Origin of the sequence: Cryptosporangium minutisporangium (assembly GCF_039536245.1) — a bacterium.
Lineage (GTDB): Bacteria > Actinomycetota > Actinomycetes > Mycobacteriales > Cryptosporangiaceae > Cryptosporangium > Cryptosporangium minutisporangium.
Genome location: NZ_BAAAYN010000040.1, coordinates 107,374 through 132,736 on the forward strand (window position 1 = coordinate 107,374; position 25,363 = coordinate 132,736).

At 72.5% G+C, this 25,363-nt stretch carries 22 protein-coding genes; 11 read left to right on the forward strand and 11 right to left on the reverse strand.

Annotated elements, in window-relative coordinates; genetic code table 11:
* The first annotated feature begins 135 nt into the window (after positions 1–135).
* Together ABEB28_RS28540 and ABEB28_RS28545 are read left to right on the forward strand one after the other, a co-directional pair.
* Entirely contained in the window at positions 136–666 is a 531-nt protein-coding gene (locus ABEB28_RS28540) for a SigE family RNA polymerase sigma factor (RefSeq protein WP_345731323.1), read from the forward strand.
* The gene (locus ABEB28_RS28545) at positions 663–1,598 is read left to right on the forward strand and encodes a hypothetical protein (RefSeq protein WP_345731324.1); all 936 of its coding nucleotides are present in this window, start codon (positions 663–665) and stop codon (positions 1,596–1,598) included. The genes ABEB28_RS28540 and ABEB28_RS28545 overlap by 4 nt, the downstream gene beginning before the upstream one ends.
* A 17-nt stretch (positions 1,599–1,615) precedes the next feature.
* Here the strand turns inward: ABEB28_RS28545 and ABEB28_RS28550 are convergent, their stop codons facing one another.
* On the reverse strand, positions 1,616–2,659 hold the full coding sequence (locus ABEB28_RS28550; RefSeq protein ID WP_345731325.1) for an LCP family protein: 1,044 nt from the start codon (positions 2,657–2,659) through the stop codon (positions 1,616–1,618).
* A gap of 796 nt (positions 2,660–3,455) precedes the next feature.
* Between ABEB28_RS28550 and ABEB28_RS28555 the strand changes: the two genes are divergently transcribed.
* Positions 3,456–3,860, forward strand: coding sequence for a VOC family protein (locus ABEB28_RS28555; protein ID WP_345731326.1), 405 nt, complete (start codon positions 3,456–3,458; stop codon positions 3,858–3,860).
* Between the two features lie 216 nt (positions 3,861–4,076).
* On the opposite strand, the gene ABEB28_RS28560 is transcribed toward ABEB28_RS28555, so the two are convergent.
* From ABEB28_RS28560 to ABEB28_RS28580, 5 genes are all read right to left on the reverse strand, one after another.
* Positions 4,077–4,901: an alpha/beta fold hydrolase gene (locus tag ABEB28_RS28560; protein WP_345731327.1), complete on the reverse strand. Its 825-nt coding sequence runs from the start codon at positions 4,899–4,901 to the stop codon at positions 4,077–4,079.
* A 52-nt stretch (positions 4,902–4,953) separates the two neighbouring features.
* Positions 4,954–6,939: a cytochrome c oxidase assembly protein gene (locus ABEB28_RS28565; RefSeq protein WP_345731328.1), complete on the reverse strand. Its 1,986-nt coding sequence runs from the start codon at positions 6,937–6,939 to the stop codon at positions 4,954–4,956.
* Between the two features lie 31 nt (positions 6,940–6,970).
* The gene (locus ABEB28_RS28570) at positions 6,971–10,027 is read right to left on the reverse strand and encodes a helix-turn-helix transcriptional regulator (protein ID WP_345731329.1); all 3,057 of its coding nucleotides are present in this window, start codon (positions 10,025–10,027) and stop codon (positions 6,971–6,973) included.
* Between the two features lie 60 nt (positions 10,028–10,087).
* Complete coding sequence (locus ABEB28_RS28575) at positions 10,088–10,270, reverse strand: hypothetical protein (RefSeq protein ID WP_345731330.1); 183 nt, start codon at positions 10,268–10,270, stop codon at positions 10,088–10,090.
* 191 nt (positions 10,271–10,461) lie between these two features.
* On the reverse strand, positions 10,462–11,481 hold the full coding sequence (locus ABEB28_RS28580; protein WP_345731331.1) for a sigma-70 family RNA polymerase sigma factor: 1,020 nt from the start codon (positions 11,479–11,481) through the stop codon (positions 10,462–10,464).
* A gap of 68 nt (positions 11,482–11,549) precedes the next feature.
* Between ABEB28_RS28580 and ABEB28_RS28585 the strand changes: the two genes are divergently transcribed.
* Positions 11,550–12,368, forward strand: coding sequence for an alpha/beta fold hydrolase (locus tag ABEB28_RS28585; protein WP_345731332.1), 819 nt, complete (start codon positions 11,550–11,552; stop codon positions 12,366–12,368).
* 38 nt (positions 12,369–12,406) lie between these two features.
* Here ABEB28_RS28585 and ABEB28_RS28590 read toward each other — a convergent pair whose 3' ends face one another.
* The gene (locus tag ABEB28_RS28590; protein WP_345731333.1) at positions 12,407–13,324 is read right to left on the reverse strand and encodes a hydroxymethylglutaryl-CoA lyase; all 918 of its coding nucleotides are present in this window, start codon (positions 13,322–13,324) and stop codon (positions 12,407–12,409) included.
* Positions 13,325–13,464: 140 nt separating this feature from the next.
* Here ABEB28_RS28590 and ABEB28_RS28595 point away from each other — a divergent pair, with 140 nt between their 5' ends.
* From ABEB28_RS28595 to ABEB28_RS28620, 6 genes are read left to right on the forward strand one after another with little or no spacing between them, the layout of a single operon-like run.
* Positions 13,465–14,118 (forward strand): GntR family transcriptional regulator, encoded by a 654-nt coding sequence (locus ABEB28_RS28595; RefSeq protein ID WP_345731334.1) that lies wholly within the window; start codon positions 13,465–13,467, stop codon positions 14,116–14,118.
* On the forward strand, positions 14,115–15,317 hold the full coding sequence (locus tag ABEB28_RS28600; RefSeq protein ID WP_345731335.1) for a CaiB/BaiF CoA transferase family protein: 1,203 nt from the start codon (positions 14,115–14,117) through the stop codon (positions 15,315–15,317). The genes ABEB28_RS28595 and ABEB28_RS28600 overlap by 4 nt, the downstream gene beginning before the upstream one ends.
* Positions 15,318–15,331: 14 nt before the next feature.
* Positions 15,332–17,392, forward strand: coding sequence for a hydantoinase/oxoprolinase family protein (locus ABEB28_RS28605; protein WP_345731336.1), 2,061 nt, complete (start codon positions 15,332–15,334; stop codon positions 17,390–17,392).
* Between the two features lies 1 nt (position 17,393).
* Positions 17,394–19,283, forward strand: coding sequence for a hydantoinase B/oxoprolinase family protein (locus ABEB28_RS28610; RefSeq protein ID WP_345731337.1), 1,890 nt, complete (start codon positions 17,394–17,396; stop codon positions 19,281–19,283).
* A 59-nt stretch (positions 19,284–19,342) separates the two neighbouring features.
* The gene (locus ABEB28_RS28615) at positions 19,343–20,008 is read left to right on the forward strand and encodes an isochorismatase family protein (RefSeq protein ID WP_345731338.1); all 666 of its coding nucleotides are present in this window, start codon (positions 19,343–19,345) and stop codon (positions 20,006–20,008) included.
* Positions 20,009–20,048: 40 nt separating this feature from the next.
* Positions 20,049–21,317, forward strand: coding sequence for a cytochrome P450 (locus tag ABEB28_RS28620; RefSeq protein ID WP_345731339.1), 1,269 nt, complete (start codon positions 20,049–20,051; stop codon positions 21,315–21,317).
* A gap of 39 nt (positions 21,318–21,356) precedes the next feature.
* On the opposite strand, the gene ABEB28_RS28625 is transcribed toward ABEB28_RS28620, so the two are convergent.
* From ABEB28_RS28625 to ABEB28_RS28635, 3 genes are read right to left on the reverse strand one after another with little or no spacing between them, the layout of a single operon-like run.
* Positions 21,357–21,677 carry a hypothetical protein gene (locus ABEB28_RS28625; protein WP_345731340.1) on the reverse strand — a complete coding sequence of 107 codons (321 nt, stop codon included), beginning with the start codon at positions 21,675–21,677 and terminating at the stop codon, positions 21,357–21,359.
* Positions 21,678–21,733: 56 nt separating this feature from the next.
* The gene (locus tag ABEB28_RS28630) at positions 21,734–22,513 is read right to left on the reverse strand and encodes a maleylpyruvate isomerase N-terminal domain-containing protein (RefSeq protein WP_345731341.1); all 780 of its coding nucleotides are present in this window, start codon (positions 22,511–22,513) and stop codon (positions 21,734–21,736) included.
* A gap of 60 nt (positions 22,514–22,573) precedes the next feature.
* Complete coding sequence (locus tag ABEB28_RS28635; protein WP_345731342.1) at positions 22,574–23,392, reverse strand: DeoR/GlpR family DNA-binding transcription regulator; 819 nt, start codon at positions 23,390–23,392, stop codon at positions 22,574–22,576.
* Between the two features lie 52 nt (positions 23,393–23,444).
* Here ABEB28_RS28635 and ABEB28_RS28640 point away from each other — a divergent pair, with 52 nt between their 5' ends.
* The gene (locus tag ABEB28_RS28640; protein WP_345731343.1) at positions 23,445–24,323 is read left to right on the forward strand and encodes an SIS domain-containing protein; all 879 of its coding nucleotides are present in this window, start codon (positions 23,445–23,447) and stop codon (positions 24,321–24,323) included.
* 75 nt (positions 24,324–24,398) lie between these two features.
* Here ABEB28_RS28640 and ABEB28_RS28645 read toward each other — a convergent pair whose 3' ends face one another.
* On the reverse strand, positions 24,399–25,328 hold the full coding sequence (locus ABEB28_RS28645; RefSeq protein WP_345731344.1) for a carbohydrate kinase family protein: 930 nt from the start codon (positions 25,326–25,328) through the stop codon (positions 24,399–24,401).
* Between the last annotated feature and the right edge of the window lie 35 nt (positions 25,329–25,363).

Consider the following 25,363-nt stretch of genomic DNA (forward strand, 5'->3'; position numbering starts at 1 on the left):
CTCGTCGGGCGCGTTTGGGCAGTTCGAGGTGTGTGTTCGAGTGTATGGGCTTGTTATTGCGGAAGGAGTGAGCGGGAGCGGAGCAACCGACGTCGCGCCGCCGTCGTCCTTGGTGGGTGACGGAAGGGACCGGTCTTGATACGACGACGACAGCAGAGCTTCGAAGAACTCGAGGCTCTCATCGCCAATCGGCGCGACGCGATGCTGGCGACCGCCACGCTGCTCGCCGGTGGGCGGCACGCCGGCGAGGACCTTCTCCAAGCGGCCATCGAGCGGATGATCCGCCGATGGCACCGGGTCGAGGGCGACCCGGAGGCGTACCTCCGCAGGATCCTCTACCACCTGGCCGTCGACAGTTGGCGGCAGCGGAGACGACGCCCCGAACTGCTCGCCGTCGTCGAGCCGGAGGGCCAGCCCGACGGCACCGACGCCGTCGACCTGAGACAGGCCCTGGTACAGGCACTCGGCCAGTTAGCTCCGCGGCAGCGCGCGGTGCTGGTGTTGCGGTACTTCGAGGAGCTCAGCGAGGCCGAGATCGCCGCGACGCTCGGCTGCTCGACAGGCACCGTCAAGTCCACCGCCGCCCGCGGCATGAAACGGCTACGCGAGCTCACCACCGCCTGGATCCCGCAGTCCGCGACCGAACCGAACGGAGCACCGCGATGACCCCGCCACTGGAGAGCGAGCTCGCCGCCGGCATGCGTGACGCCGTCGCGGGCCTACGCACCGAACGGGACCTGTTCGGGTCGGCACTGGCCGACCATCGGCGTTCCACGGTCCGCCGCCGCATATCCGCGACCGGCGGGGTCGCGTTGGTCGCGGCGGCCGTGATCGGCGTCGCGATGTTCGTCTCCGCCGACGCAACAGCACCTGACGTGGCGACCGTGTTGAACGCTGCCGCGGTCACCCAGCGGACCACCGACGCCCTCGAGACCGACCTGATCCGGCACGCCACCAAACGCATCACCGGCTGGCCCACCGAGGGCCAGATCACCGAGCAGTGGTACGACCCGCGCACCGGGGACACCCTGACACACACCAGCGGGGGCGGCGCCGACGTCGAGGACGTGCGCTGGAACCGGAACAAGCCCGGGGTCTACGTCATGGTCAACCGGACCGACCGCACCTGGTGGTCCCAGGACAAGCAGTACGACGGGCCGCCCATCCCGGAGCAGCACGCCCCACCGCCGGAGACCGCGGCCCAGATCCGCGCAGCCCTGGACGACGGGCGCAACATCCAGGTCGTCGGCAACGAGCAGGTGAACGGGCACGCCACGATCCACCTCCGCATGGTGCTGACGAGGACGGACGAGCCCTCGTCGATCATCGGTGAGCCCCGCTACGACCTCTGGGTCGACGAGAAGACGTTCCTCCCGGTCCGGAGCCTGCTGACGATCTGGGTCGAGGCCAACCCCAAGTACTTCCCCGGCGGGAAGGACGAGACCACCGAAGCGCACGACTACGAGTGGCTCCCCCGCACCGAGGAGAACCTCGCGGCGCTCACGCTGACCGTGCCGGCGGGCTACACCGAGGAGCCGCCCTTCCAGATCTACACGACCGGACCGGACGGCTCAGCGACCCCCGTCCCGAGCCGCTGACCCGGCGCCGGGGCGCGCTATCCGGCCGGGGTGACCCAGGTGGGGTTGGCTTTCACGAACGCGTCGACGGTGTCGTTCCGCATCGCCTGGAACAGCTCGAGGCTGGTGTCGCTGAGCTTCTCGTACCAGATGCCGTTGACGGTCTCGGCGTTGAACTTGCCCCCGTTGGTTTTGATCATCGTCATCTGGTCGGGCTTGAGGCCTTTGAGCGTGAACACCCAGTCGGTGATCGACACCTCGTTGTTGTAGAACGTGACGGCGTCGCCGAGGGAGTTGAGCACCGCGTTGATCTTCGTCGGATTGGTGATCACGCCGGTGGACGTGGCCTTCTGCAGGATCGCCTTGATCAGCTGCTGCTGGTGACGCTGCCGCCCGTAGTCACCGTCGTTGTTGGCGAGCAGGTCGCGCTGGCGGGCGTAGTCCAGTGCCTGCCAGTCCTTGAAGTTGTAGCAGCCGGGGTAGTAGACCTGCGGCCGCATGTTCTCCCGGAGGCCGGCCGGGGTGCCGTCGTCGTTGATGTAGTACGGCACGCCGACCTTGCCGGTCGTCTTGTCCCAGCCGATGTGGATCGACGTGACCTTCTCGTCGACGCACATCCGGACGCCGCCGAGAGCCCGGACGACGCCGCGGAGCCCGTCGAAGTTGACGATGGCGGCGCCGTCGAACTTCATGCCGCCGGCGAGGTCGCTGACGGTGTTCGCGACGAGTTCCATCGCCTTCTTCCGGCCGCCCCCGTCGCGGTAGCCGTACTGGAACGCCGCGTTGATCTTGTCCTTGCCGCCGGGGTACTCGGTGTCCGGGAACGGCGGAATGTCGACCAGGCTGTCCCGCGGTATCGACGCCAGGTAGACCTGGTCGTGGGCGGCGTTGACGTGGGCGATGATGATCGAGTCGGCGCGGGCGCCGTTGGCCGCCGCGTCGCCGCGCTCGTCGCTGCCGATCAGCAGGAGGTTGATCGGGCCGTCGATCGAGTTGCCGGTGTCGGCCGAGTCGCCGAGCCCACCGTCTTCGGTGATCTTGCCGGCGTAGTGGTCGACCGCCGTGGGGACGCCGACCAGCACCCCGGCGCTGAACAGGACGAGGATCGCGCCGAACGCGACCGCGAGCCACGCCCACCGCGGAGCGCCGCGCCAGGTGCCGGTCTGTCGCGGAGGTACCGGGCGCGGCCGGGCCGCGGAGGGTCTCTCGCCGGGGGCCTCCGCGGGCGACGCGGCTCCGGCCGAGGGGGTCGCGGCCCGCTCCGGGTCGTCGTCCTGGCCGACGCGCTCCGGCGAGCCGAGGCTGGTCAGTGCCCCACCCGATTCGTGCGGTCCGCCCGGACGTTCCGCCGCCGCATCAGCTACCTCCCGGTGCCGTCAACTCCGCCACGACCCTGATCGGGCCACACTCTACGATCGCCGTGCCATCTGACCGATAGCCCTGCAAACACTCATTCAATCCTTATCTACTCCCCTGGTGCGGGCTTGCGTGGTGGTTGTGGCGTGTTGGAGTGTATGGGCTTGTTATTTCTTCTCACTCCGACCCGTACCGCTTGACGGCGTTGCGGTGGCGCACTGTAATAGGGCGCGGTGGCGCTGGGCGCCACCCGATTCCAAGGGGCTGATCACGTGACGTCTACGTTCACAGGGCGCGTCTAACCCCTTCCGGCGCCCGCGCGTCTGCCCGCCTCGGTAGTTCCGTTCGCCGACGTTCGTCGTCGGTGTCGTGCGGTTCGCGCGCGTCTCCTCTCGCCAGCGGTCCGGTGTTCGTTGCCGCGACCGTCGTTCCGGCGCGCCCATGCGCCCCTCTCCCCCGCCGCCTGATCGCGGGCGGTTCGTCCTGCGCCCGTACTCCCGCGGGCCGTCTTCCGGAGGTTTCATGTCCCTGCACACGTCCGTCGAGTTGAATCACACGATCGTCGGAGTCAAGGACCGCGAGCAGTCCGCCGCGTTCCTGGCCCGGGTACTGGGGTTGGAGCTGGGTGCGGGGTGGGGTCCGTTCCTGCCGGTCACCACCGGTAACGGGGTGACGCTCGACTTCGTCACGCTGCCACCGCACCTCGAGGTGACCCCGCAGCACTACGCGTTCCTGGTGCCCGAGGAGGCGTTCGACGGCATCTTCGCCCGGATGCGGGAGGAGTGCGACGAGTACTGGGCGGATCCGGCGCGCACCCAGCCGGGGCAGATCAACCACAACGACGGCGGCCGCGGCGTGTACTTCCTCGACCCGTCCGGCCACTACCTCGAGGTGATCACCCGCCCGTACGGCAGCCAGGCCGACTGACCGCGGGGCGCCGGCCGTTGCCGCGACGACGGGTCCTCGTGGCAACGGCTGTGCGCGCTGGCGTTGGATGATGTTCAGCCGGATGTCCGGTTCCGGTTGGACGTGATCGGTCTCGTGTTGTTGCCCCGCGGGCCCGCCGCGCTGGTCTACGGTCTCTCCCGAGGCCGGCAACGGCGCCGGTCTCGTCAACTCTTCCGGTTCCGGCCAGCCCTCGTCTCAGGCGGTCAGCACCGAGGACGGCTCGGGCAGCAGTTCGGCGAGGAGCCCGGCGAGCTGCTCCGGGTGCGTGAGGTAGGCGTCGTTGCTGCCGGAGATCCGCAGCACGGAGAGCGGAGCCACCTCTCGTTGGAGGGTGGTCAGTGCGGCGGTCACCCAGTCGCGGTAGCTGAGCCACACGAGGCCGAGCTCGGTCGGGAGCACCTCCGCGAGGTCGGACTCCTCGCTCACCAGCGCGGCGGTCGGGCAGCGCACCGCACGGTAGACGTCCAGGACGACCAGGTCCTCCACCGCACGCAGAGCTTGCCGGAGTGTCTCCGGGAGCTCGCGGAGGGCGTCGGACAGGTAGTCGGAGAACGCGTCGATCGCCTCGGCGCCGCCGGCGAACCCCGCCCATTGCGCCGCGCGGTTCGGGTTGCCGAACCCGTCGATGCTCACGGCGAGCGGGCACTCCGGGTGCTGTCCGGCCCAGAACGTCGCCACCGCACCCCCGAGCCCGTGGCCGATCACCGCCGGACGGTCGAGCGCCAGCGCATCGGCGACCGCGGCGAGGTCGGCGACGACCGCCGGCCACGTCCACGTCCCGGTGCCGGATCGACCGTGTCCGCGCGGTTCGGTCGCGACCGGCCGGTATCCCAGGCCGCGCAGCAGCGTCGCGACGGTGTCCCAGTCGTCGACGGTGCCGCGGACGGGGGGAACGAGCAGCACGTCGCCGCGCCACCCGTGGTCGGATTCGCCGCGCGGGTGGCGGCCGTGGTCCCGGACGCCGAGCGACACCTCGCCGCGCACCAGCAGGTCGGTGCGGGGTAGCCCCAGGTCGGTCATGCTTCCACTGTCCCGGCCGTGTCGACCGGTTAACGACGGCCGTGCTGGTCGCTCAGCGTCGCCGGGCCGCCCGGGCGACCAGGGCCGCGAGCCGGTCGGCCACCACCGCGAGGAACACGACCACCGAGACCGTCCACAGCAGCGTGCCGCCGACCACTTGATCGGCTCCGGCGCTGGTGCTCCCCCACGGCCACGGCACGACGAGCACGCGCAGCAGGCCCACGTACCAGTCGGCCGCCACCAGCCGCGACCCGGAGGACAGCAGCAGGCCGGCGGCCACCCCGGCGCTGCCCGCGAGTACCGCAACCCCGAGCCGGGCGCGGTCGGTGCGGCGGCCCTGCGGCCGGGGATCCGGCCCGGCCAGCCACCAGAACAGCAGGAAACCGGTGCCGAGGAGGTACAGGGCGACGGCGAGGTCCGCGGCGTACGACCAGCGGGTCGCCTCGAACACACCGGTGAAGTAGGTGGCGTACCAGCCGGCGGCCCAGAGCACGACGACGACCACCGGGCGGGTGATCAGCCGCGCGGGTCGCGAGTGCAGGGCGGCGCTCAGCCAGTCCCGGGGCCCGGCCAGCGGGCCGGTGCCCGGCCGCAGCACGCGTAGGGCGAGCGTCAGCGGCGCCGCCCTCGCGAGCAGCAGCGGCGCGACGATGCCGAGCAACACGTGCTGGACGACCGTGACGCTGAAGAACACCGGTGCGTACCGGCCGACGCCACTGCTGGTCGCCACCGCCACGGCCGCGATCCCGGCCAGCCAGGCGGTGCTGCGCCACGCCGACCAGGCGATGCCCGCCCGGTGGGCGCGCTGCTCGAGGCGCAGGTAGCCGCCGACGGCGACCGCGCAGAGTAGAAGGAAGAGCAGGTCCGGGCGCCAGTCCGAGGCGAGCTGCCAGAACGACACGGTCGCCGGCAGGTCGAACCCGAGCATCTGTTGCCCCGGCGACTCGTGGTGGCCGACGCCCACCCCGGCGTCGAGCGGTGCCGGGGTGCGCTCCAACGCGACCGACAGGCCGACGACGACGCCCAGGGCCAGCAGCTCGAGCACCGCGAACCGGACGAACGGCGCGCGGCGGCCGCGGTCCAGCGCGGGCACGGTCTGGGTGCGGCGCCAGTACCCCAGCCCGGCAAGGACGGCCAGCACGAGCAGCTGGACGGCGACCAGCTCGCCGTAGGCAATGTCCAGGCCGGTGCCGCTCGGCGCCAGCACCAGGTACGCGGTGAGCGCCGCGGCGGCGGCGGTGACGATCAGGCTGATCAGCGCTAGCCGCCCGTACCGGCGCGCGAGCACGGCCGGCGACTCGCGGTCGTGCGCGACCCGGGTGAGCAGCGCGGCCAGCCCACCGATCCAGACGGTGAGCGCGAGGACGTACAGCAACTCGGCGGCGACCGCCGTGCGGTGGTCGGCCATGGACACCCCGGGGTCGACGAACACCGGCGGGAGGACGCCGAGCAGGCTCGCGGCCAGCGCGGCCGCCGGCAGCCGCGGTCCCGCCGTGGGTGTGCGGGAGAGCGTCGGGAATCGGCACAGCAGCACCGCGGCGAGCGCGGCGGCGATCGTCACCAGGCCGGCTTGCCCGGCGGGCGTCTGCAGCCCCACGTTGACCAGGGCGTCGGCGGTGAGGATGCCGTCGACCGGGCGGCCGCGCAGGTCGGAGAGGGTGAACAGCCACGTGGCGGCTGCGGCGACCAGCCAGACGCCCGCCGCCCGCTGCGCGACCCGCCGGTGGAGGTCGACGACCGCCGAGGGGCTCGCGGCGCGAGGTGCCCAGAACACCGCGGCGAGCAGGTGACCGACGACGAGCGCCGCGGCCAGCATTCCGACCAACCGGGACAGCGGCAGCCCCCAGCCGGTCAGCGCCCCCGGGTCCGGTAGCCCCGGGACGACCGAGCGGCCGATCCCGTCGCCGTAGCCGAGCGCGAGCGTGGTCGCCGCGACCGCGGCGGCCGTGGCTCCTGCCGCGATCAGCAGCGCGGCCCGCGGCGGCGGCAGCGGGTACCCGGAGGAGGACGTGGTGGTTCGAGGTGTGGCGTGCCCCATGCCCCGTTTACGAGCCGGAGGGCGTCGGAGTTCAGGTCGCGACCTTGTTTTCCCCTGGAACGTCGCTGCGGAGGCCGCCGACCCCGTCGGCCGGGCCGCCGAGCAGGCCGGCCCGGCGGGCCAGCGCCGCCGCCTCGGTGCGCCCGGCCGCGCCGAGCTTGGCCATCAGGTTCGACACGTGGACGCTGACGGTCTTGTCGCTGATGAACAACGCGCGCCCGATCTGCCGGTTGGTCCGCCCCAGCGCCAGCAGCTCCAGCACCTGCTGCTCCCGGGGGGTGAGGTCGGTCTCCCGGCGCTCGGCGGCGGGCCGGGCGACCGCGAGCGCGGACAGCTCGGCGAGCAGCGGCGCGGCACGGAGTTCCTGGGCGATCGTCCGGGCGGCCTCGGCCTCGCGCTGGGCACCGGCCGGATCACCGGTCGCCGCGAGCGCCGCCGCCAGCCGGGCCGTCGACCGCGCGGTCTCGTACCGGTGGCCGTACCCGAACCGGTCCACCGAGGTGCGCCACGCCTCGACCAGCTCCTCGGCGGTCGGAGACGTGATCTCGGTACCGCCCGCTCCGGTCACGCCCGTTCCGGAGCCGCCGACTCCGGCGGACCAGCGCAGCCGCGCCCACTCGGCCTCGGCGCGGGCGACCCACGACCCGCTCTCCGGCCCCAGGCTGCCCCGGCGGCTCATCACACCCTCGACCACCCGGCGGACGTCCTCGATCAGCTGCTCACCGCGGGCCACCAGCGCGGTCCGCTCGGCGTCGCCGGTGGGCGCCACCGCACCGGCCAGCACGCCGAGCATCAGCGCGTGCAGCCGGAACCGGGCGTCGAACCAACGGTTGTTCCAGAGCGTGGCCACCGTGTCGACCACGTCGTCGTGCGTGGCCAGGGCCGCGGTGACGTCGCCGAGCGTGCCGTAGGCGTCGATCAGCGCCGAGCCGCCCATGATGCCGAGCACCGCGTCGCGCTTCCACCACGCGCGATGTGCCTCGGCCCGGCGGACGACGTCCGTGGCGCCCCGCCCGGTGTGCACGGCGAGGCTCGCCATGGCCAGGCCGGCCCGGTGCAGCGGCGGCGCTTCCGGGTAGGACTCCGCGGTGCGCAGCGCCTCGTCCCAGTGCCCGGCCACGTAGTCGGCCTGCACGCACATGACCAGCGCGTCGGCACCGTAGGGCGCCCAGGGCCGACCGGCGTCCCGCGCGATCGCCGCGCCCTCGGCGAACGTCCGGCGCCCCTCCTCGAGGAGGCCGCTCTCGTACTGGAACAGCGCCAGGCTGTACACCGACCGCAGCTTCGCCGGCAGGTCGCCGGACTCGCGTGCGCGGGCCATGCTGTCGCGGAGCAGGCGTTCGGCGACGTCCGGATCGGCAGCCCGCCAGCGTTCGACCCGGCCCCGGGTGGTGACCGCGTCGGCCTCGACGTTGGGGATGCCGACCTGTACCGCGACCGCTCGAGCCTGCTCGGCGTAGGCGATCGACTCGTCCGCGTGCCGGTCGCGAGTGGACAGCGCGCGTGCGAGCGCAGCCAGCGCCCTGGCCCGCAGCGCGGTGGGCGGCTCCTCCGGGATCGCGTCCAGTGCCTGGCGGGCCAGCTGGATGACGTCGAACCCGACGTCGAGCGTGAGCGCGTGCTCGGTGAGCTCGATCAGCAGCGTGGACCGGACGTCGGGCGCGGCGTCGTCGGGCAGGCGGCGCAGCGCCTCCTCGAGCAGATGCACGGCGCGGAACGGATTTCCGGCGTGCGACGCCGCGCTCGCGGCTTTGCGTGGCAGCTCGACGGCGGTCCGGGCGTCGGAGACCGCGGGCCCCAGCTCCTGCGCCGCCTCGTACAGGCGCATCGCCTCGCCGGGTGCCGCGACCCGCATCGCCTCGTCACCGGCGCGGATCCCGGCGTCGAACGCGGTCGCCAGATCGCCGGCCTCCCGGGCGTGCCGTGCCAGGTCGGCGTCGGTGCCGCCGGGGAGCTCCTGGCGGGCGATCACCTCAGCGAACTGCGCGTGGTGGTGGCGGCGCTCACCGGGCAGCAGGTCGTCGTAGACCGCTTCGGCCAGCAGCGCGTGCCGGAACGCGTACCCGTCGGCGGGGGTGCGGTCGAGCACGTGCGCGTCGGTGGCTTCGCGGAGTGCGGTGTGCAGCCGGGCGTCGTCGAGACCCGCCACCCGGACCAAGCGGTCGTGGTCGATCTGGCGGCCCGCGACCGCTACGACCTGGAGCACGTGCCGGGTCTCCGGGGCGAGCCGCTCGAGGCGCAGCAGGAGCAGGTCGGCCAGGTCGCGCGGAACGCCGACCGACGGCGCCCGGCGGGCGGTGAGCTCGGCGAGCAGCTGCTCGGCGAAGAACGCGTTGCCCTGGGCCCGGTCGAGGACGTCGTCGAGCACCTCCGGGCCGAGGACGTCGTCGGAGCCGCCGGCCAGGCCCCGGACCAGCGCCGCGACGTCGGCGCGCTCGAGCGGCTGCAGCCCGACGCGCAGTACGCCGGGGAGCCGGCCCCACTCGAGCACGACCGTGCGGAGCGGATGCCTGCGGTGCAGGTCGTCGGAGCGGTAGGACGCCACCGGGACGACCGGTGCGCCGGGCTCGCCCGCCAGCCGGGCGAGCAGGAAGCCGAACAGATCGCGGGTGGCGCCGTCGGCCCAGTGCAGGTCTTCGACGACGAGCAGCACCCGCCGGTCGGCCGCGAGGTCGAACAGCGCGCCGAGGACCGCTTCGTAGAGGTCGGCCGGGTCGAGCCGACCCTCGGCTCCGTCGGAACCGACCAACCGCCGCTGCGGGAGCAGGCGGGTCAGCGGCGGGTAGTGCTCCCGCAGCCGGTCGACGGTCTCCGGCTCGTCCCGGGCCAGCCGCCCGAACGCCTCGCTGACCGGGAGGAAGGGAACTGCATCACCCCCGAAGCTGACGCAGTGCCCGACCAGGACCAGCGCCCCCTCCGCCGCGGCGGCCCTGGCGAACTCCCGGAGCAGCCGGGTCTTGCCGATGCCCGCTTCGCCGGACACGATCGCCGCGCCCGGCGCTCCTGGCGCCGATCCGTCGAGCAGGGCACGCAGCGTCGCCAACTCGGCATCACGGCCGACCAGCGGCGTCGGTTCCACACTCGTCATGAACGCATTGTCGCTCGCCGGTACGACAGGTTTTCCGACACCGGCGCTGACGGCCATCGCTCAGCAATCGGGTAACGACGGACGGAGTCGATGGCGGTGGAACAGCAGCGCGAAGACGCCGGCCCGGTGCCTGCCGGGACGCACGGGTTCGTCGTCGATGACCCGGGGGCGGGCGGAGGCGCTGAGGCGCTCGCGGGTGTAGTCGTACTGTGCCTTCGCGAATTCCTCGGTGAGCGAGAACATCGTGGCCTCTTCAGCTAGCAGTGTGGTGGCTTCCGATCACCACACTGCTCGGCTGAGGGGCCTCGGGGCATCGCCACCATTCCCTACTGGGGTCCGGCGGCGGGGCCTTAGGCGGGCCTGCGACGCCTTAGACCCGATCGGAATCGACCGTTTCGCCCGCCCGCGCACCGGACCACCGCCTCAAGCGCCGGCTAAGGCAGCGAGACCGGCAGCTCCAGGGCATGGAAGTGGTCGACGCCGATGAAGGACGTGATCTCCGCGATCCGGTCGTTCCGCAGCGTGAACACGTTGACCGACCAGGCCGCGTAGGCGCCGGAGCCGGCGTCGGCCAGGTACGAGGCGACCGCCGGCTGGCCGTTCGCGGCCGTCGTCCGGTGCCGCCACGCCCCGCAGCTGCGCAGCGGTAGTTCGACGGCGAAGTCGCGGACCGCCGCGGCCCCCGCGTACCAGTGCGGCAGCGGCGGCATCGACCAGGTGACGTCCTCGGTGAGCAGCGCGAGCAAGGCCTCGGCGTCACCGCGCTCCAGCGCGCCCGCGTACCCCTCGACCAGGCCGCGGACCCGGGCGTCGTCCAGGCTCCGCAGCGTCCGCTGCTGGCTGATCGGCGGCACCCGCTCGGCGACCAGCCGCCTGGCCCGCTGCAGTGCACTGTTCACCGACGCGACGCTGGTGTCCATCACGGCCGCGATCTCCGCCGCCGAGAACCCCAGGACGTCGAAGAGCAGCAGCGCGGCCCGCTGGTTGCCCGGCAGGTGCTGGCAGGCGGCCACGAACGCCAGCTCGACGGCCTCGCGCTGTTCGTACCGGCCGTGCGGGCTGCCGGGCAGGTCCGTGTCGGGGTACGGCGTCAGCCAAGCCACGTCGGTGGCCGGGGCGTCGTCGAGCACGACCCGTTCGCTGGACGGGCCGAGGTCGACCGGGAGCATCCGCCGGGCGCGGCGCTCGATGGCGTCCAGACAGACCCGGGTCGCCACCGTGTACAGCCAGGTGCGCAGCGAGCTGCGTCGCTGGAATCCGGTCAGGCCCCGCCAGGCCCGCAGCAGCGCGTCCTGCAGCGCGTCGTCGGCGTCGTGGGTCGAGCCCAGCATCCGGTAGCAGTGCGCGTGCAGTTCCCGCCGCAGAGGCCGGACGAGACGGTCGAAGGCTGCGTCGTCACCGTCGCGGGCCAGCGCCAGGTCCGCCTCGGGGGCGGTCGCGGAGATTTCGCTCACGAGCGATGAGTCTGCCCCACCGGCGGAGTCTCCACCGGTGACGAACGAACCAACTCCGGGAGGAACCGATGATCCGCACCGTCTCCGCCGCGACGCTCGCCGTGCCCGACGCGCGGCTGTACTACGAGGTACGCGGTGCGGGGCCGCTGCTCGTGCTGGCCGGTGCGCCGATGGACGCGACGGCGTTCACCGCGGTCGCGGAGCTGCTCGCGACCGATCACACGGTGCTCACCACCGACCCGCGCGGTATCCACCGCAGTCCGGTCGACCAGCCCGACCGGGACTCGACGCCCGAGGAGCGCGCCGACGACCTGGCGCGGCTGATCGCGCACGTGGACGCCGGTCCGGCGGTGGCGCTGGGCTCCAGCGGCGGCGCGGTGAGCGTGCTGGCGCTGGCCGAGCGTCATCCGGACGCCGTGACGACGGTGATCGCGCACGAGCCGCCGCTGACCGAGCTGCTGCCCGACCGGGAGGCGGTCCGGGCCCGCACCGAGGAGATGATCGCGACGTACCTGAGCGGCGACCGCCGCCTGGCCTGGGTGCAGTTCCTGGCGAACGCGAACATCCACCTGCCCGACGAGGTGTTCGACGCGACGTTCGGGGCGGAGCCCACGCCGCAGGCCGCCGCGGACGAGCGGTTCCAGTTCGCGCACCTGCTGCGCGCGACCACCCGGTTCCAGCCGGACGTCGCGGCGCTGCGGGCCGGGCCGGTGCGGGTGGTGGTCGGGATCGGTGAGGAGTCGGGCGGGCAGATCTGCGACCGGACGTCGCGGGCGCTCGCCGCGGTGCTCGGCGTCGAGCCGACGCTCTTCCCCGGCGACCACGTCGGCTTCGCCGGGGCGCCGGAGCCGTTCGCGACCCGCCTCCGCGAGATCCTGCGCGGCTGACCCCGGCGCGCCGGGGAAGCGCTGCACAGTTTTGTCCCCTATACCGGACGAGAGTGTGCAGCGCTTCGGACCGGGAAATCGCCGGCTCGGCCTAGCAGGGCGGGGATCTGCGTGCCCAGCTCGGCCTCGATCAGGGTGGCGGCCGCCACCACGCCGGAGAGCTCCAACCCCGACGCGATTCCGGAGCGGCGCAGCGCGTACGTCAGGTCCTCGGTCGCGATGTTCCCGGTCGCGGCCGGGGCGAACGGGCAGCCGCCGATCCCGCCCGCGCTGGCGTCGAGCGCCGCCGCGCCACCCGCCACCGCCGCCAGCGCGTTCGCGTACCCGGTGTTGCGGGTGTTGTGGAAGTGGAACCGCAGCGGGAGCCCGGTCACCGCCCGCACCTCCCCGATCAGCCGCTCGACGTCGGCCGGTACCCCCACGCCGATCGTGTCGGCGAGCGCGATCTCGTCCGCCCCGGCGTCCGCACAGGACCGGACGAGCTCCGCGACCGTCGCGGGCGCCACCTCACCCTCGAACGGGCAGCCGAACGCGGCCCCGATCGTCGCCGTCACCGGCACGCCGGCGGCGTGCGCCCGCCCGCTGATCGCGGCGAACGACCGCAGGGCCGCCTCCATGCTCATGCCCTGGTTGCGCTCGCTGAACGTCTCGGTGGCCACCACCACGACGTTCACCTCGTCCACGCCGGCGGCCAGCGCGCGGTCGAGCCCGCGTTCGTTGACCACGAGCCCGAGGTAGCGGACGTCGTCGCGGCGCGGGACGCCGGCCATCACCGCTTCGGCGTCGGCCATCTGGGGGACCCGTTTCGGGTGCACGAAGCTGGTGGCCTCGATCCGCCGCGCACCGGCCGCGATCAGCGCCTCGATGTACGCGATCTTCGCCTCGGTCGACACCAGCGCGCTCTCGTTCTGCAGCCCGTCGCGGGGCCCGACCTCCACGATCTCCACGGCTGCCATGCGTCCTCCCTCGACCACGGACACCTGTCTAGCATCGTCCGCGAGATGTATGCAATCCCCGAGAAACAAGCAGGAGAACCCTTGAAAGAACGCACTTCGATCCACTACATGTATGCAATCGACGAACGGAGTGGCCTCCGATGACGGCAGCGAGCGATCGCGCGGCGGACGAGCTGCGCTTCCGGATCCTGGGCGGGGAGTTCGTCCCCGGCGAGCGGCTCGGCGAGTCCGAACTCGCCGCGACGCTCGGCGTGAGCCGCACGCCCGTCCGCGAAGCCCTGCGCAAACTCGCCGCCGACGGACTGGTGGAGATCACCCCGAACAAGGGCGCCCGCGTCGTCGAGCACCCGCGTGCCGACCTCGACGCGATCTTCGCGATCCGCGCGCACGTCGAGGGCCTGGCCGCGCGGGCGGCGGCCGCCGTCGCGTCCGACGACGACGTCGATCGGCTCGAGGAGATCGCCACCGCGCTGGAGAAGCACTCCGACGCCGGCCGGCTGGACGAGGTGTACCAGCTGAACGCGGAGTTCCACGGCCTGCTCAACGGCCTCGCCCGCAGCAGCGTGCTGACCAACACCGTCAGCCAGTTGATCCACGCGTCGGTGCTGTTCCGGACGCTGCACGCCTTCGACGAGGCCGCTCGCCGCCGCAGCTGCGCGCACCACCACGAGATCGTCGCCGCGCTGCGCGCCCGCGACCCGGACTGGGCCGAAGCCGTCATGCACGCGCATCTCTACTCCGCCCGCGCGTCCCTGCTCGGACCCCGCCACCCCGCCGTCGAGGAGGCACCATGACCGATCGACCGCTCCCCCTCCGCGACGTCCGCGTGGTCGAGCTGGGCCAGCTCCTGGCCGGCCCGTTCTGCGGCCAGCTGCTCGGCGACTTCGGCGCCGAGGTCATCAAGGTCGAGGACCCGACGAAGGGCGACCCGATGCGGCAGTGGGGCCGGGAGAAGCCGCACGGCCGCTCGCTCTGGTGGCCGGTGGTCGCCCGGAACAAGAAGTCGGTCACCTGCGACCTGCGGACGGCCGACGGTCAGCGGCTCGTCCGCGAGCTGGTCGGCCACGCCGACGTCCTCCTGGAGAACTTCCGGCCGGGGACGCTGGAGCGCTGGGGCCTCGCGCCGGAACAGCTCTGGGAGATCAACCCGCGGCTGGTGGTCACCCGGGTCACCGGCTACGGCCAGACCGGGCCGTACGCCGCGCGGGCCGGGTTCGGCTCGATCGGCGAGGCGATGGGCGGCATCCGGTACGTCACCGGCTCCGCCGACCAACCGCCGTCCCGGGCCGGTATCTCGCTGGGCGACTCCCTCGCCGCGATGCACGCCACCCTCGGCACGCTGGTCGCGCTGCACGAACGCGGCAAATCGAACAAAGGCCAGGTCGTCGACGCGGCGATCTACGAGTCGGTGCTCGGGCTGATGGAGTCGCTGCTCTCCGAGTGGCAGCACGCCGGCTACCAGCGGGAACGAACGGGCCCGGTGTTGCCGAACGTCGCGCCGAGCAACGTCTACCCGACCCGGGACGGCGACAGCATCCTGATCGCGGCGAACCAGGACAGCGTCTTCGGCCGGCTCGCGGCCGTGATGGACCGTCCGGAGCTGCGCGAGCACCCGCACTACGCAACGCACGGCGCCCGCGGCGAGTACATGGACGAGCTGGACGCGCTCATCGCGGAGTGGACCGCCCGGTACCACACCGAGGACCTGCTGGCGCGGCTGCACGAGGCCGGTGTCCCGGCGGGGCGCATCTACCGGGCGAAGGACATGTTCGAGGATCCGCACTTCGCCGCCCGCGACGCGATCGTCACCGTGCCGGACCCCGCGCTGGGCCCGATCGCGATGCAGAACGTCTTTCCCAAGCTGTCCGCCTCACCGGGGTCGGTGCGCCGCACCGGTCCCGCGCTCGGCGAGCACAACGACGAGATCTACCGGGGCCTGCTGGGCCTGTCCGGCGAGGAACTCGAACGGCTCAGCAGAGCCGGAACCATCTGAGAGGGGAGGCGCGGATGCGCTATCGGTTAGGTGTCGACGTCGGTGGCACGTTCACCGACGTACTGCTCATCGACGAAGACAGCGGCGAGTCCTTCCGCGCCAAGACCCCGTCCACACCGCACGACCAGTCGGTCGGCGTCCTCACCGGGATCGGCAAGGTGTGCGCCTCCGCCGGGACCACCGTGGACGCCATCGGCTCGGTCCTGCACGGGACGACCGTCGCGACGAACGCGATCCTGGAGGGCAAGGGCGCGCGCGTCGGCCTGGTCACCACCGCGGGATTCCGGCAGGTGCTGCAGATCGCCCGCTCGTTCGTGCCCGGCGGCCTGGCCGGGTGGATCATCTGGCCGAAGCCCGAGCCACTGGCCGCGCTGGAGCACACGGTCGAGGCGATCGAGCGGATCGGCGCCGATGGGTCGGTCGTCACCCCGCTGGACGAGGACGACCTGCGCGGGAAGCTGCGGAGCCTGCGCGCCGCCGGTGTCGAGGCGCTGGCGGTCGCGCTGATCAACGCGTACGTGACCGCCCGCCACGAGGACCGCATCGCCGAGATCGCGGCCGAGGAGCTACCCGGGATCCCGGTGTCGGTCTCCTCCCGGGTGCTGCCCGAGCTGCGGGAGTACGAGCGGACGATCACGACGGTCGCCAACGGCTACGTGCAGCCGCAGGTGGCCCGCTACCTGGAGAACATGGGGCAGCGGCTGGACCGGAAGCTCTACATCCTGCGCAGCGACGGTGGCCTGGCGAGCGCGCCGGCGGCCGCCGCCAACCCGGTGTCGATGCTGCTCTCCGGCCCGGCGGGCGGCGTCAGCGGCGCGGTCTGGGCCGCTGCTCAGGCCGGGTACACCGACCTGCTGACGTTCGACATGGGCGGCACCTCGACCGACGTCGCGCTGGTGCAGGGCGGCGTGCCGCGGATCGGGCGGGAGACCAAGGTCGGTGACCTCACGGTCCGGTCGGCGTCCGTGGACGTCCGTACCGTCGGCGCCGGCGGTGGGTCGATCGCGCACGTCCCCGAGCTCACCCGCGCGCTGCGAGTCGGGCCGCAGTCGGCGGGCGCCGACCCCGGACCGGCCGCGTACGGCAAGGGCGGCGCGGAGCCCACGGTGACCGACGCGAACGTCGTCCTGGGGTACCTGCCGTCCGAGCTGGCCGGTGGCGAGATCGCGCTCGATCGGGACGCCGCCCGTGCTGCGGTGGCACGGATCGCGGACGGTATGGGGCTGGGCAGTGTCGAGAAGGCGGCGGCGGGCGTCGTCGACATCGTCAACGAGAACATGTTCGGGGCGCTGCGGCTGGTCTCCGTGCAGCAGGGCTACGACCCCCGTGACTTCGCGCTGGTCGCGTTCGGTGGGGCCGGGCCGCTGCACGCCAACGCGCTCGGCGTCCTGACCGGAGCCTGGCCGGTGATCATCCCGCCGTCGCCCGGCGTCCTCTGCGCCTACGGGGACGCGACCACCGGCCTGCGCGACGAGGCCGCCCGGACCTACATCCGGCGGTTCTCCGAACTGACCGACGCCGAGGTCCACGGGCTCTTCACCGAGCTCGCCGAGCAGGCGGTCGCCACCCTCGAGGCCGAGGGTGTCCCGCGGGAGGCCCAGACCCTCACCTACCAGGCCGACCTGCGCTACCACGGCCAAGGTTTCGAGATCACGGTCGCGGTCGACCTGGCGGCGTTCGACCCGGCGGGCAACCCCGGCCTCTCGGCGCTCGGCACCGCGTTCGACGCCGAGCACCAGCGATTGTTCTCGTTCCTGCTGGACACCAACGAACACGAGCTGGTGAGCGCCCGCGCGGCGGCCACCGGCCCGCGCCCGCACGTCCGCTCCACCGCACTGGCCGCAGGCGACCCCGACCCGGCCGGCGCCCTCCGCACCACGACCACCGTGTACGTCGGCGGCAGCGCAGGCGAGGCAGCCGTCTACGACCGGGAGAAGCTGCTCGCCGGCAACGTCGTTCCCGGCCCGGCGATCGTCACCGAGATGGACTCCACGACGCTCGTGCTGCCCGGCCACGCGGCGACCGTGCACCCCAGCGGTTGCCTGCTCATTCGTCCGGTATCGGAAGGAGTCTGAGATGGCCCGGATCCTCGAGTCCGCCACCGAGCCGGTGACCTCCGTCGACGTCGACCCGGTCACGCTCGACATCATCGAGAACGCGCTGCGCAACGCCCGCTACGAGATGGACGAAGTGCTGTTCCGGACCGCGCTCTCACCGGGCATCCGCGAGCAGCACGACGAGTTCCCGCTGATCGGCGACCCGTCCGGGCGGATGGTCGTGGGCCAGTTCGGGCTCTCGATCCCGGCGCTGCTCGACCGGTACGACGGCACGATCGGCGAAGGCGACGTGCTGCTCACCTCCGACCCGTACTCCTGCGACGGCGCGATCAGCCACGCCAACGACTGGCTGGTCGTGATGCCGATCTACGTCGACGGGCGGGTCGTCGGCTGGTCCTCGATGTTCGGGCACATGTCCGACGTCGGGGGCAAGACCGTCAGCTCGATGCCGACCGACGCGCACACGATCTACGAAGAGGGCGTGGTCATCCCGCCCTTCAAACTCTACGCGGGCGGTGTGCTCAACTCCGACGCGCTGCGGATCATCCTCAACCAGGTCCGCCAGCCGGAGTGGAACCGGGCCGACCTCAACGGCATCGTCGCCGCGTGCCGGACGGCGTCCCGCCGGATCCAGGAGCTGTGCTCCCGGTTCGGCGTCGACACCTATCTCTCCGCCCTCGATGCGCTGCTGGACCGGAACTACCAGGCGATGAAGACGCTGCTCACGACGATCTTCGCGGACGGCGAGACGATCCGGTTCTCCGACTACATCTGCGACGACGGCGTCGGGTACGGGCCGTACGAGCTGACGCTGTCGCTGACCCGCACCGGGGAGAAGGTGCTGCTCGACTTCACCGGCAGTTCGCCGCAGTCGCCCGGGCCGATCAACTACTACCTGAACGAGAACCTGGCCCGGATGTTCTTCGGGATCTACCTGATCACGGTCGCCGACCCGCAGATCCTCTGGAACGACGGCTTCTACCCGCTGGTCGACGTCCACATCCCGGAGAACACGTTCTGGAAGCCGAAACACCCGGCGGCGCTGAACGCCCGCAACCACGGCGTCGGGCGGATCTTCGACCTGTTCGGCGGGCTGCTGGGGCAGAAGAACCCGGACCTGCTCAACGCCGCCGGGTTCTCCTCGTCCCCGCACTTCATGTACTCCGGGCACTACGTCGACGGCGACCGAGCCGGCGAGTGGTTCCAGCTGTACTCGATCGGCTTCGGCGGGATCCCCGGGCGGCCGATCGGCGACGGCCCGGACGGCCACTCGCTCTGGCCGTCGTTCGTCAACATCCCGTGCGAGTACCTGGAGTCGTACTACCCACTGCGGATCGAGCGCTGGGAGACCGTGCCGGATACCGGCGGGGCCGGGCTGCACCGCGGCGGCAACGGCGTCGACGTCGCGTACCGGTTCCTGCAGCCGGGGACGATCGCGATCCACGACGACCGGTGGCTGACCTACCCGTGGGGCGTCAACGGGGGTGACCCGGGCTCGCGCGGGCGCAAGTGGATCGACCGGGCGGACGGGACCCGGGAGGTCCTGCCGTCGAAGATCCACGACGTGGCCGTGGGGATCGGGGACGTGCTGCACTTCGTGACCTGGGGTGGCGGCGGCTGGGGTGACCCGCTGGAGCGGGATCCGGCGCTGGTGGCCCTGGAGGTACGGCGGGGCCTGGTGAGCCCGGAGGGGGTCGCCCGGTACGGCGTCGTCCTCGACCCGTCCGGCGCGGTCGACGGGCCGGCCACCGACGCGTTGCGGGCGGGCCTGCGGGAGACCCGGCCGGCGCCCGCGGTGTTCGACATGGGGCCGCCGCTCGCGACGATCCTGGCGAACTGCGAGGCCGAGACCGGTCTGCCCGCCCCGCGGCCCCCGGCCGAGGCGGCGCGCGTCGTCACGTCCGAGTAACTGGTGTTCGTGCGGTCCGGCAGACGCCGGGCCGCACGAACCGTCGTCGGGAGGATCCCGTGAGCGATCTGTCGAAAGACTATGGCGACGCCGGGTTCGGGCGGCCGCTCGACTGGGGGACGTCGCCCGCGGTCCTCGTGATCGACATGGTGCGGGCGTACTTCCAGCCCGGCGCGGAGCTCTACCTGGGTTCCCGGTCGTGCCTGGACTCCGCCGCCCGCGTAGTGACCACCGCACGGCGGGCCGGGGTCCCGGTCCTCGTCACCCAGGTCGTCTACGCCGCCGACGGGGCCGACGGCGGGCTGTTCTACCGCAAGGTGGGCGCGCTCCGGCACTTCGCCGCCGGGGCGTCCGGGGACCTCGGTGACGTGATGCCGGAGGTGGCGCCGCAGCCCGGCGACGTGGTCATCACCAAGCAGTACGCCAGCGCGTTCTTCGGCACGTCGCTCGCGGCCACGCTCGCGTCCCGGCGGATCGACACGCTGGTGATCTGCGGCGTCAGCACCAGCGGGTGCGTGCGCGCGACCGCCGTCGACGCGATCTCGTCCGGTTACGTCCCGATCGTCGTGCGGGAGGCCGTCGGCGATCGGGATCCGCGTCCGCACGAGGCCAGCCTGTTCGACCTGGCCGCCAAGTACGCCGAAGTCTGGTCCGAAGCGGACGTCGTGCGGCGGCTGCGTGCCGGATCGGCCGGAACCGACGGGCGAGACGCTAATCGACGTTAACATGAGCCTCGCTTCGCCAACGACGGCGTGAGGAGTGGCCATGACCGCGATCAGCGAGCGCCCCCGCGAGTACGACCCCATCGACATCAGCTCGCAAGTATTCTGGTCGACCACCGCTCCCGAGCGTGAGCGCACGTTCGCGATCCTGCGGGAACAGCGGCCGATCTCCTGGCACCCCACCCCGGAGAGTGGGCTCGCCGACCAGCCCGACGACCCGGGATTCTGGGCAGTCATGCAGCACGCGGACATCGTCGAGGTGAGCCGGCGCAACGACGTGTTCGTCTCCGGCAAGGGCGTGATGTTCGGCAACGTGCCCGAAGAACTGCTCGAAATGTCCCAGTCGTTCATCGCGATGGACCCGCCGCGGCACACGATCATCCGCAAACTGGTGAGCGCCGCGTTCACCCCGCGGCACGTCGCCCGCATCGAGGACCAGATCGCGGCGAACGCCCGCGTGATCGTCGCCGAGCTCGCGGAGCTCTTAGCCGCCGGCGGGGACGTCGACTTCGTGTCGCACTGCGCGTCCAAGCTGCCGATGCAGACGCTCGCGCAGATGATGGGCATCCCGGAGTCCGATTGGGATGCCGTGGTGACCCACGCGAACACGCTGGTCTCCGTCGCCGACCCGGTGTTCCTCGGCGACCGTGACCCGGTGGCCGTGCTGCTGGACGCGCTGTTCGCGCTGCACCAGGAGGCGCTCGAGCTGGCCGGTCGGCGCCGGGTGGAACCCCGCGACGACCTGATGACGAGCCTGGTGCAGGCCGAAGTGGACGGCGCGCGGCTCACCGACGCCGAGATCGCGGCGTTCTTCGTCCTGCTGTCGGTGGCGGGGAACGACACCACCCGCCAGACGACCAGCCACGCGATGCGCGCGCTGACGGTCTTCCCGGAGCAGAAGGAGTGGCTGCTGGCGGACTTCGACGGCCGCATTGGCAGCGCGGTCGAGGAGTTCGTCCGGTGGGCCACCCCGGTCATGACGTTCCGCCGTACCGCCGTCGCCCCGTTCACCCTGCACGGTCAGGAGATCGCCGCCGGGGACAAGGTCGTGATGTTCTACGCGTCCGGCAACTGGGACACCGACGTGTTCGACCACCCGGAGCAGTTCAACCTGGCGCGCAAGCCCAACCCGCACGTGGCGTTCGGCGGTGGCGGTGCGCACTACTGCCTCGGCAGCAACGTTGCGAAGGTCCAGTTACGGTGCCTCTTCCGCGAACTGCTGCACCAGCTCCCGACGCTGCGCGTGGGTGAGCCCGAGTACGTCGTCGGTGCGTTCATCCACGCGATCCGCAGGATGCCCTGCGAGTTCTGATCGGGCCGGCCGCCGGGCACAGGTCCGGCGGCCGGCGGATCAGGACGAGTGCGCGAGGGTCTTGGTGCGGTTCCGGAAGAGCCAGAAGCCCAGCGCCCGCGGCATCCGCCGGGGACGCGACTGGGCGACGTAGGGCTGCCAGACCGAGCGCAGGTGCTCCGGTACCTCGCTGTCGCTGAGGTGGCGGTTGCACGAGTCGCACGGAACCCGTTCCAGTGCCGCGTAGAGCGCCTTGGCGGTACGGGCCGCTTCGACGCGCTCGTACCAGTCGCAGCAGCGGTCCGACTGCCCTAACTCGGACGTGTGGGGCATGAACAGTGTCCCTTCGACGGCGGCGTCGATGAATCCTGGCCCGATCATGCCTGCTGTTGTGATTTCTGTCTCGATGATCGGTGTGCCCGATAAGAAATCCGCGGTCAGAAGCCCGGGAAGACCGCGCGCAGGGCGTCCAGGTCCACGTTCTGGGCCGTGACCGACGGACTGTGAGCGGGATCCAGGCGACCGTAGAGCAGCCGCAGGAACGCCTCCGCCGGCAGGTCGAGCGAGCCGGTGCTCTCGCCGCCGTCCCACGGCTCCAGCGCGACCTGCTCGCCCAGGACCAGCGCGTACTCCCGGTCCGGGTCGGTGAGCGTGACGTGGATCCGCCCGGCCGGGCCGGGCTTGCCCGCGAACCGGACGAGCTGCTGAGCGACGTCGAGCACGATGCCGACGGCGTCGGGCAGCACGGTGGCGGAGGGGTCGAGCATCACCTCGACGTCCCAGACGTGCACGGCGTGCTCGGACAGCCGCGAGGAGACGAACCCGGCGACGTCGCTCGGCCCGCTCCAGAGCGCGAACGTGAGCGACGCGCGCTGGTCGGCGTCGAGCGCCTCGACCTTCTCGACGAGACGCGCGTCCGCGGTGAGCACGTCCGCCGCCTGCGCGTCCGGGGTCTTGGCGTCCCACACCGCCCAGATCGCCTGGAAATCCTCCTGCACCGGCGGCTCTTGACCGTTGACGGCCGCGTCGAAGAGCAGCTCGTTGATCTCGGCGCCGGACCCGAGGTGGGACAGCACCTGGGCGATCGTCCACTCGGACGGGTAGCCGGGGCTGCGGACCTGGTCGGCGGTGAGCGGGGCGGCGACGGCGCGGAGCCGGTCGTGCGAGGCGCGGAGTGCGGCGATGCGGGTGCGGGCCTCGGCGTCAGAAGTGCTCATGGCGTCACTGTAGGACGCCGACCGTGCGCGCGGCCGGGCCCCGCCGCCGGGCCCAGGCGGTCACGGCGTCGCGACGACCACCTCGGTGCCGGCCCGGCGGATCTCGTCCAGCCCTGCCGGGTCGGCCGTCGAGTCGGTGACCAGCACCGAGACGTCGGTGACCGGGCAGATCCCGGCCAGGTACACGCGCCCGACCTTCGAGCCGTCCGCCACCACGATCACCCGCTCGGCGCGGCGGATCAGGCACGCGTTGGTGTGCGCCTCGATCTCGTCGTGGGTGGTCAGGCCACCGCGGGCGCTGATGCCGTCCACCCCGACGACCGCGACCTGGATGTTCAGCCCCTCCAGCGTCCGGTCGGCGATCGGCCCGACCAGCTCGTAGGACTGGGTCCGGGAGACACCACCGGTCATGATCAGCTTCAGCCGCGGCCGCAGCGCGAGCTCGGAGGCGACGTTCAGCGCGTTGGTGACGACCGTGAGGTCCACCCGCTCGGCCAGCAGCCGGGCCAGCAGGTGCGTCGTCGTGCCGCCGGTCAGCCCGAGCGTCAGCGGCCCTTTCGGCAGCAGCGCCGCCGCGCGCCGGGCGACCAGCGCCTTCGCGTCCCGGTTCTGCCCGGCCCGGTACCGCACCGGGAGCTCGTACGCCACGTCCACTGCGACCGCACCGCCGTGCGTCCGGGAGAGCAGCTTCTGGTCCTCCAGGATCTGCAGGTCGCGGCGGATCGTCGCCGCGGAAACCGCGAACTCGTCGGCCAGCACGCCCGCATCCACCGAACCGTCGGCGGCCAGCCGCTGCAGGACGACCGACACCCGCTCGGCGCGGCGCAGGGAACTCCGCGGCACCCGGTACCCCCTCGACTCGCGCAGTTCAGTCTGCACGTTTGCGTTCGAATCTTTGTCCAACGCGCACAACCGAGCATAATCCTCGGTCATGGACGCCACCGCCCACGAGATCTCCAGCCAGCCCGACGTCTGGGAGCGCGCGCTGACGCTGGCCGACGACGCCCACGCGGTCGTCGCCGCGCCCGGCGACCGGACACTGATCCTGGGCTGCGGTACGTCCTGGTTCGTCGCGCAGAGCCTCGCCGAGCTGCGGGAAGCCGCCGGATTCGGGGAGACCGACGCGCTCTGCGCCTCGGAGTACGTGCCCCGCCGCCGTTACGACCGGGTCGTGGCGATCACCCGCTCGGGCACCTCCACCGAGGTGCTCGACGCGCTCCGCGCGGTGCCGTCCGGTACCCGCCGAGTGGCCGTCACCGCGGTCACCGGTGAGGCGGTCGACGACCTGGTCGACGAGCGGCTGGTGCTGAACTTCGCCGACGAGACCAGCGTCGTCCAGACGCGCTTCCCCACTACCGTGCTGGCCACCGCCCGCGCGGCGTTCGGCGCGGACCTGACCCACCTGGTCGCCGACGGACGCGCCGCGCTCGCCGCCCCGCTCCCGGCGGACCCCGCCGCCGTCGACCACCTGGTCTTCCTCGGCACCGGCTGGACCGTCGGCCTGGCGCACGAGGCCGCACTCAAGGCCCGTGAGGCGGCGCAGGCCTGGTCGGAGTCGTACCCGGCCCGCGACTACCGGCACGGTCCGGTCGCGGTCGCCGGTGCGCGGTCGCTGGTGTGGTCGTTCGGCGCCGTTCCGGAGAGCCTCGACGACGTCGCCCGCTCCGCCGGTGCGACGCCGTACCGGGACACCCGCGACCCGCTCGCCCAGTTGGTCCTCGCCCAGCGGTTCGCGGTGGCGCTCGCCGCGCACCGCGGGCTCGACCCCGACCGGCCGCGCCTGCTCACCCGGTCCGTCGTCCTCGCGTGACCACGATCCCCGCCGCCCCGCGCGCTCAGCGATGAGGCCGGATCCCGCGGGCCGGGGCGCACGTCGGCTCGTCGCTCACCCGGCCCGCAGCGCAGCGCGGATCTCGTCGGGTGTGGCCTGGGCCGCGGTGCCGCCGGCGGCCCGGGTGCTCAGCGACCCGGCCGCGGCGGCCCAGGCCACCGCCTCGTCCAGCGGTGCGCCCGCGAGGCGCGCGGCCAGGAAGCCGGCGTTGAAGCTGTCGCCGGCACCGGTCGTGTCGACGAGGTCCACCGGCACGATCGGGGCTGCGCACTCGCCGTCCACCGCCCAGGCGCGTCCGCCGCGGGCGCCGTCCTTGAGCACCACCGTGGTTCCTGCCGTGACCAGCGACTTCGCCGCGCTTTCCGGGTCGTCGGCCCCGGTCACCGCGAGCAGCTCGGCGGTGTTGGGCAGGAAGACGTCGACCTGGGCGAGCAGGTCCCGGATCCCGGTCCAGCGTTCGGCCGGGTCCCAGTTCGTGTCCAGTGACGTGCCGATACCCGCCGCCCGGGCCCGTGCGAGCACGTCGGCGAGCCCGTCGGCGAGTCTCGGCTGGAGGAACACCGACGCGACGTGCAGGTGCCGCGTTCGACGCAACAGCTCGTCGGTGACGTCGTCGGGCGAGAGGGTCGGGATCGTGCCCGGCAACGTGAGGATCGCCCGGTCGTCCGGCGCGGACAGGACGACCGACAGCCCGGTCGGCTGGGCCCCGCCCGGTCGCGGGCTGTACAGCGCGACTCCGCGGTCGGCGAGCCAGCCGCGGGTCACGGTGCCGAACACGTCGTCGCCGACGCGGGCCAGCAGCGCCGTCCGCAGGCCGAGCCGGGCGCACCCGGCGGCGGTGATCGCCGCCGACCCGCCGAGCACCAGGTCCGCCCGGGAGAGCAGCTGCTCGGCCTGCCCGAACCGGGGTACGACGTCACCCCGCAGGACGAGGTCGGGGTTCGCGTCGCCGACAACCAGGACGTCGAGGTCTCGAGTGCTCATCCGGCCATCTTCGGTCATCGCCGACCGTCGCCCCG

Bases quoted from the DNA above. Each gene is read 5' to 3' on its own strand.
- ABEB28_RS28600 (WP_345731335.1), top strand. From the start codon at position 14,115: ATGACCGATCGACCGCTCCCCCTCCGCGACGTCCGCGTGGTCGAGCTG.
- ABEB28_RS28595 (WP_345731334.1), top strand. From the start codon at position 13,465: ATGACGGCAGCGAGCGATCGCGCGGCGGACGAGCTGCGCTTCCGGATC.
- ABEB28_RS28585 (WP_345731332.1), top strand. From the start codon at position 11,550: ATGATCCGCACCGTCTCCGCCGCGACGCTCGCCGTGCCCGACGCGCGG.
- ABEB28_RS28640 (WP_345731343.1), top strand. From the start codon at position 23,445: ATGGACGCCACCGCCCACGAGATCTCCAGCCAGCCCGACGTCTGGGAG.
- ABEB28_RS28620 (WP_345731339.1), top strand. From the start codon at position 20,049: ATGACCGCGATCAGCGAGCGCCCCCGCGAGTACGACCCCATCGACATC.
- ABEB28_RS28630 (WP_345731341.1), bottom strand. From the start codon at position 22,513: ATGAGCACTTCTGACGCCGAGGCCCGCACCCGCATCGCCGCACTCCGC.
- ABEB28_RS28625 (WP_345731340.1), bottom strand. From the start codon at position 21,677: ATGATCGGGCCAGGATTCATCGACGCCGCCGTCGAAGGGACACTGTTC.
- ABEB28_RS28605 (WP_345731336.1), top strand. From the start codon at position 15,332: ATGCGCTATCGGTTAGGTGTCGACGTCGGTGGCACGTTCACCGACGTA.
- ABEB28_RS28565 (WP_345731328.1), bottom strand. From the start codon at position 6,939: ATGGGGCACGCCACACCTCGAACCACCACGTCCTCCTCCGGGTACCCG.
- ABEB28_RS28555 (WP_345731326.1), top strand. From the start codon at position 3,456: ATGTCCCTGCACACGTCCGTCGAGTTGAATCACACGATCGTCGGAGTC.
- ABEB28_RS28645 (WP_345731344.1), bottom strand. From the start codon at position 25,328: ATGAGCACTCGAGACCTCGACGTCCTGGTTGTCGGCGACGCGAACCCC.
- ABEB28_RS28560 (WP_345731327.1), bottom strand. From the start codon at position 4,901: ATGACCGACCTGGGGCTACCCCGCACCGACCTGCTGGTGCGCGGCGAG.
- ABEB28_RS28590 (WP_345731333.1), bottom strand. From the start codon at position 13,324: ATGGCAGCCGTGGAGATCGTGGAGGTCGGGCCCCGCGACGGGCTGCAG.
- ABEB28_RS28545 (WP_345731324.1), top strand. From the start codon at position 663: ATGACCCCGCCACTGGAGAGCGAGCTCGCCGCCGGCATGCGTGACGCC.
- ABEB28_RS28570 (WP_345731329.1), bottom strand. From the start codon at position 10,027: ATGACGAGTGTGGAACCGACGCCGCTGGTCGGCCGTGATGCCGAGTTG.
- ABEB28_RS28610 (WP_345731337.1), top strand. From the start codon at position 17,394: ATGGCCCGGATCCTCGAGTCCGCCACCGAGCCGGTGACCTCCGTCGAC.
- ABEB28_RS28575 (WP_345731330.1), bottom strand. From the start codon at position 10,270: ATGTTCTCGCTCACCGAGGAATTCGCGAAGGCACAGTACGACTACACC.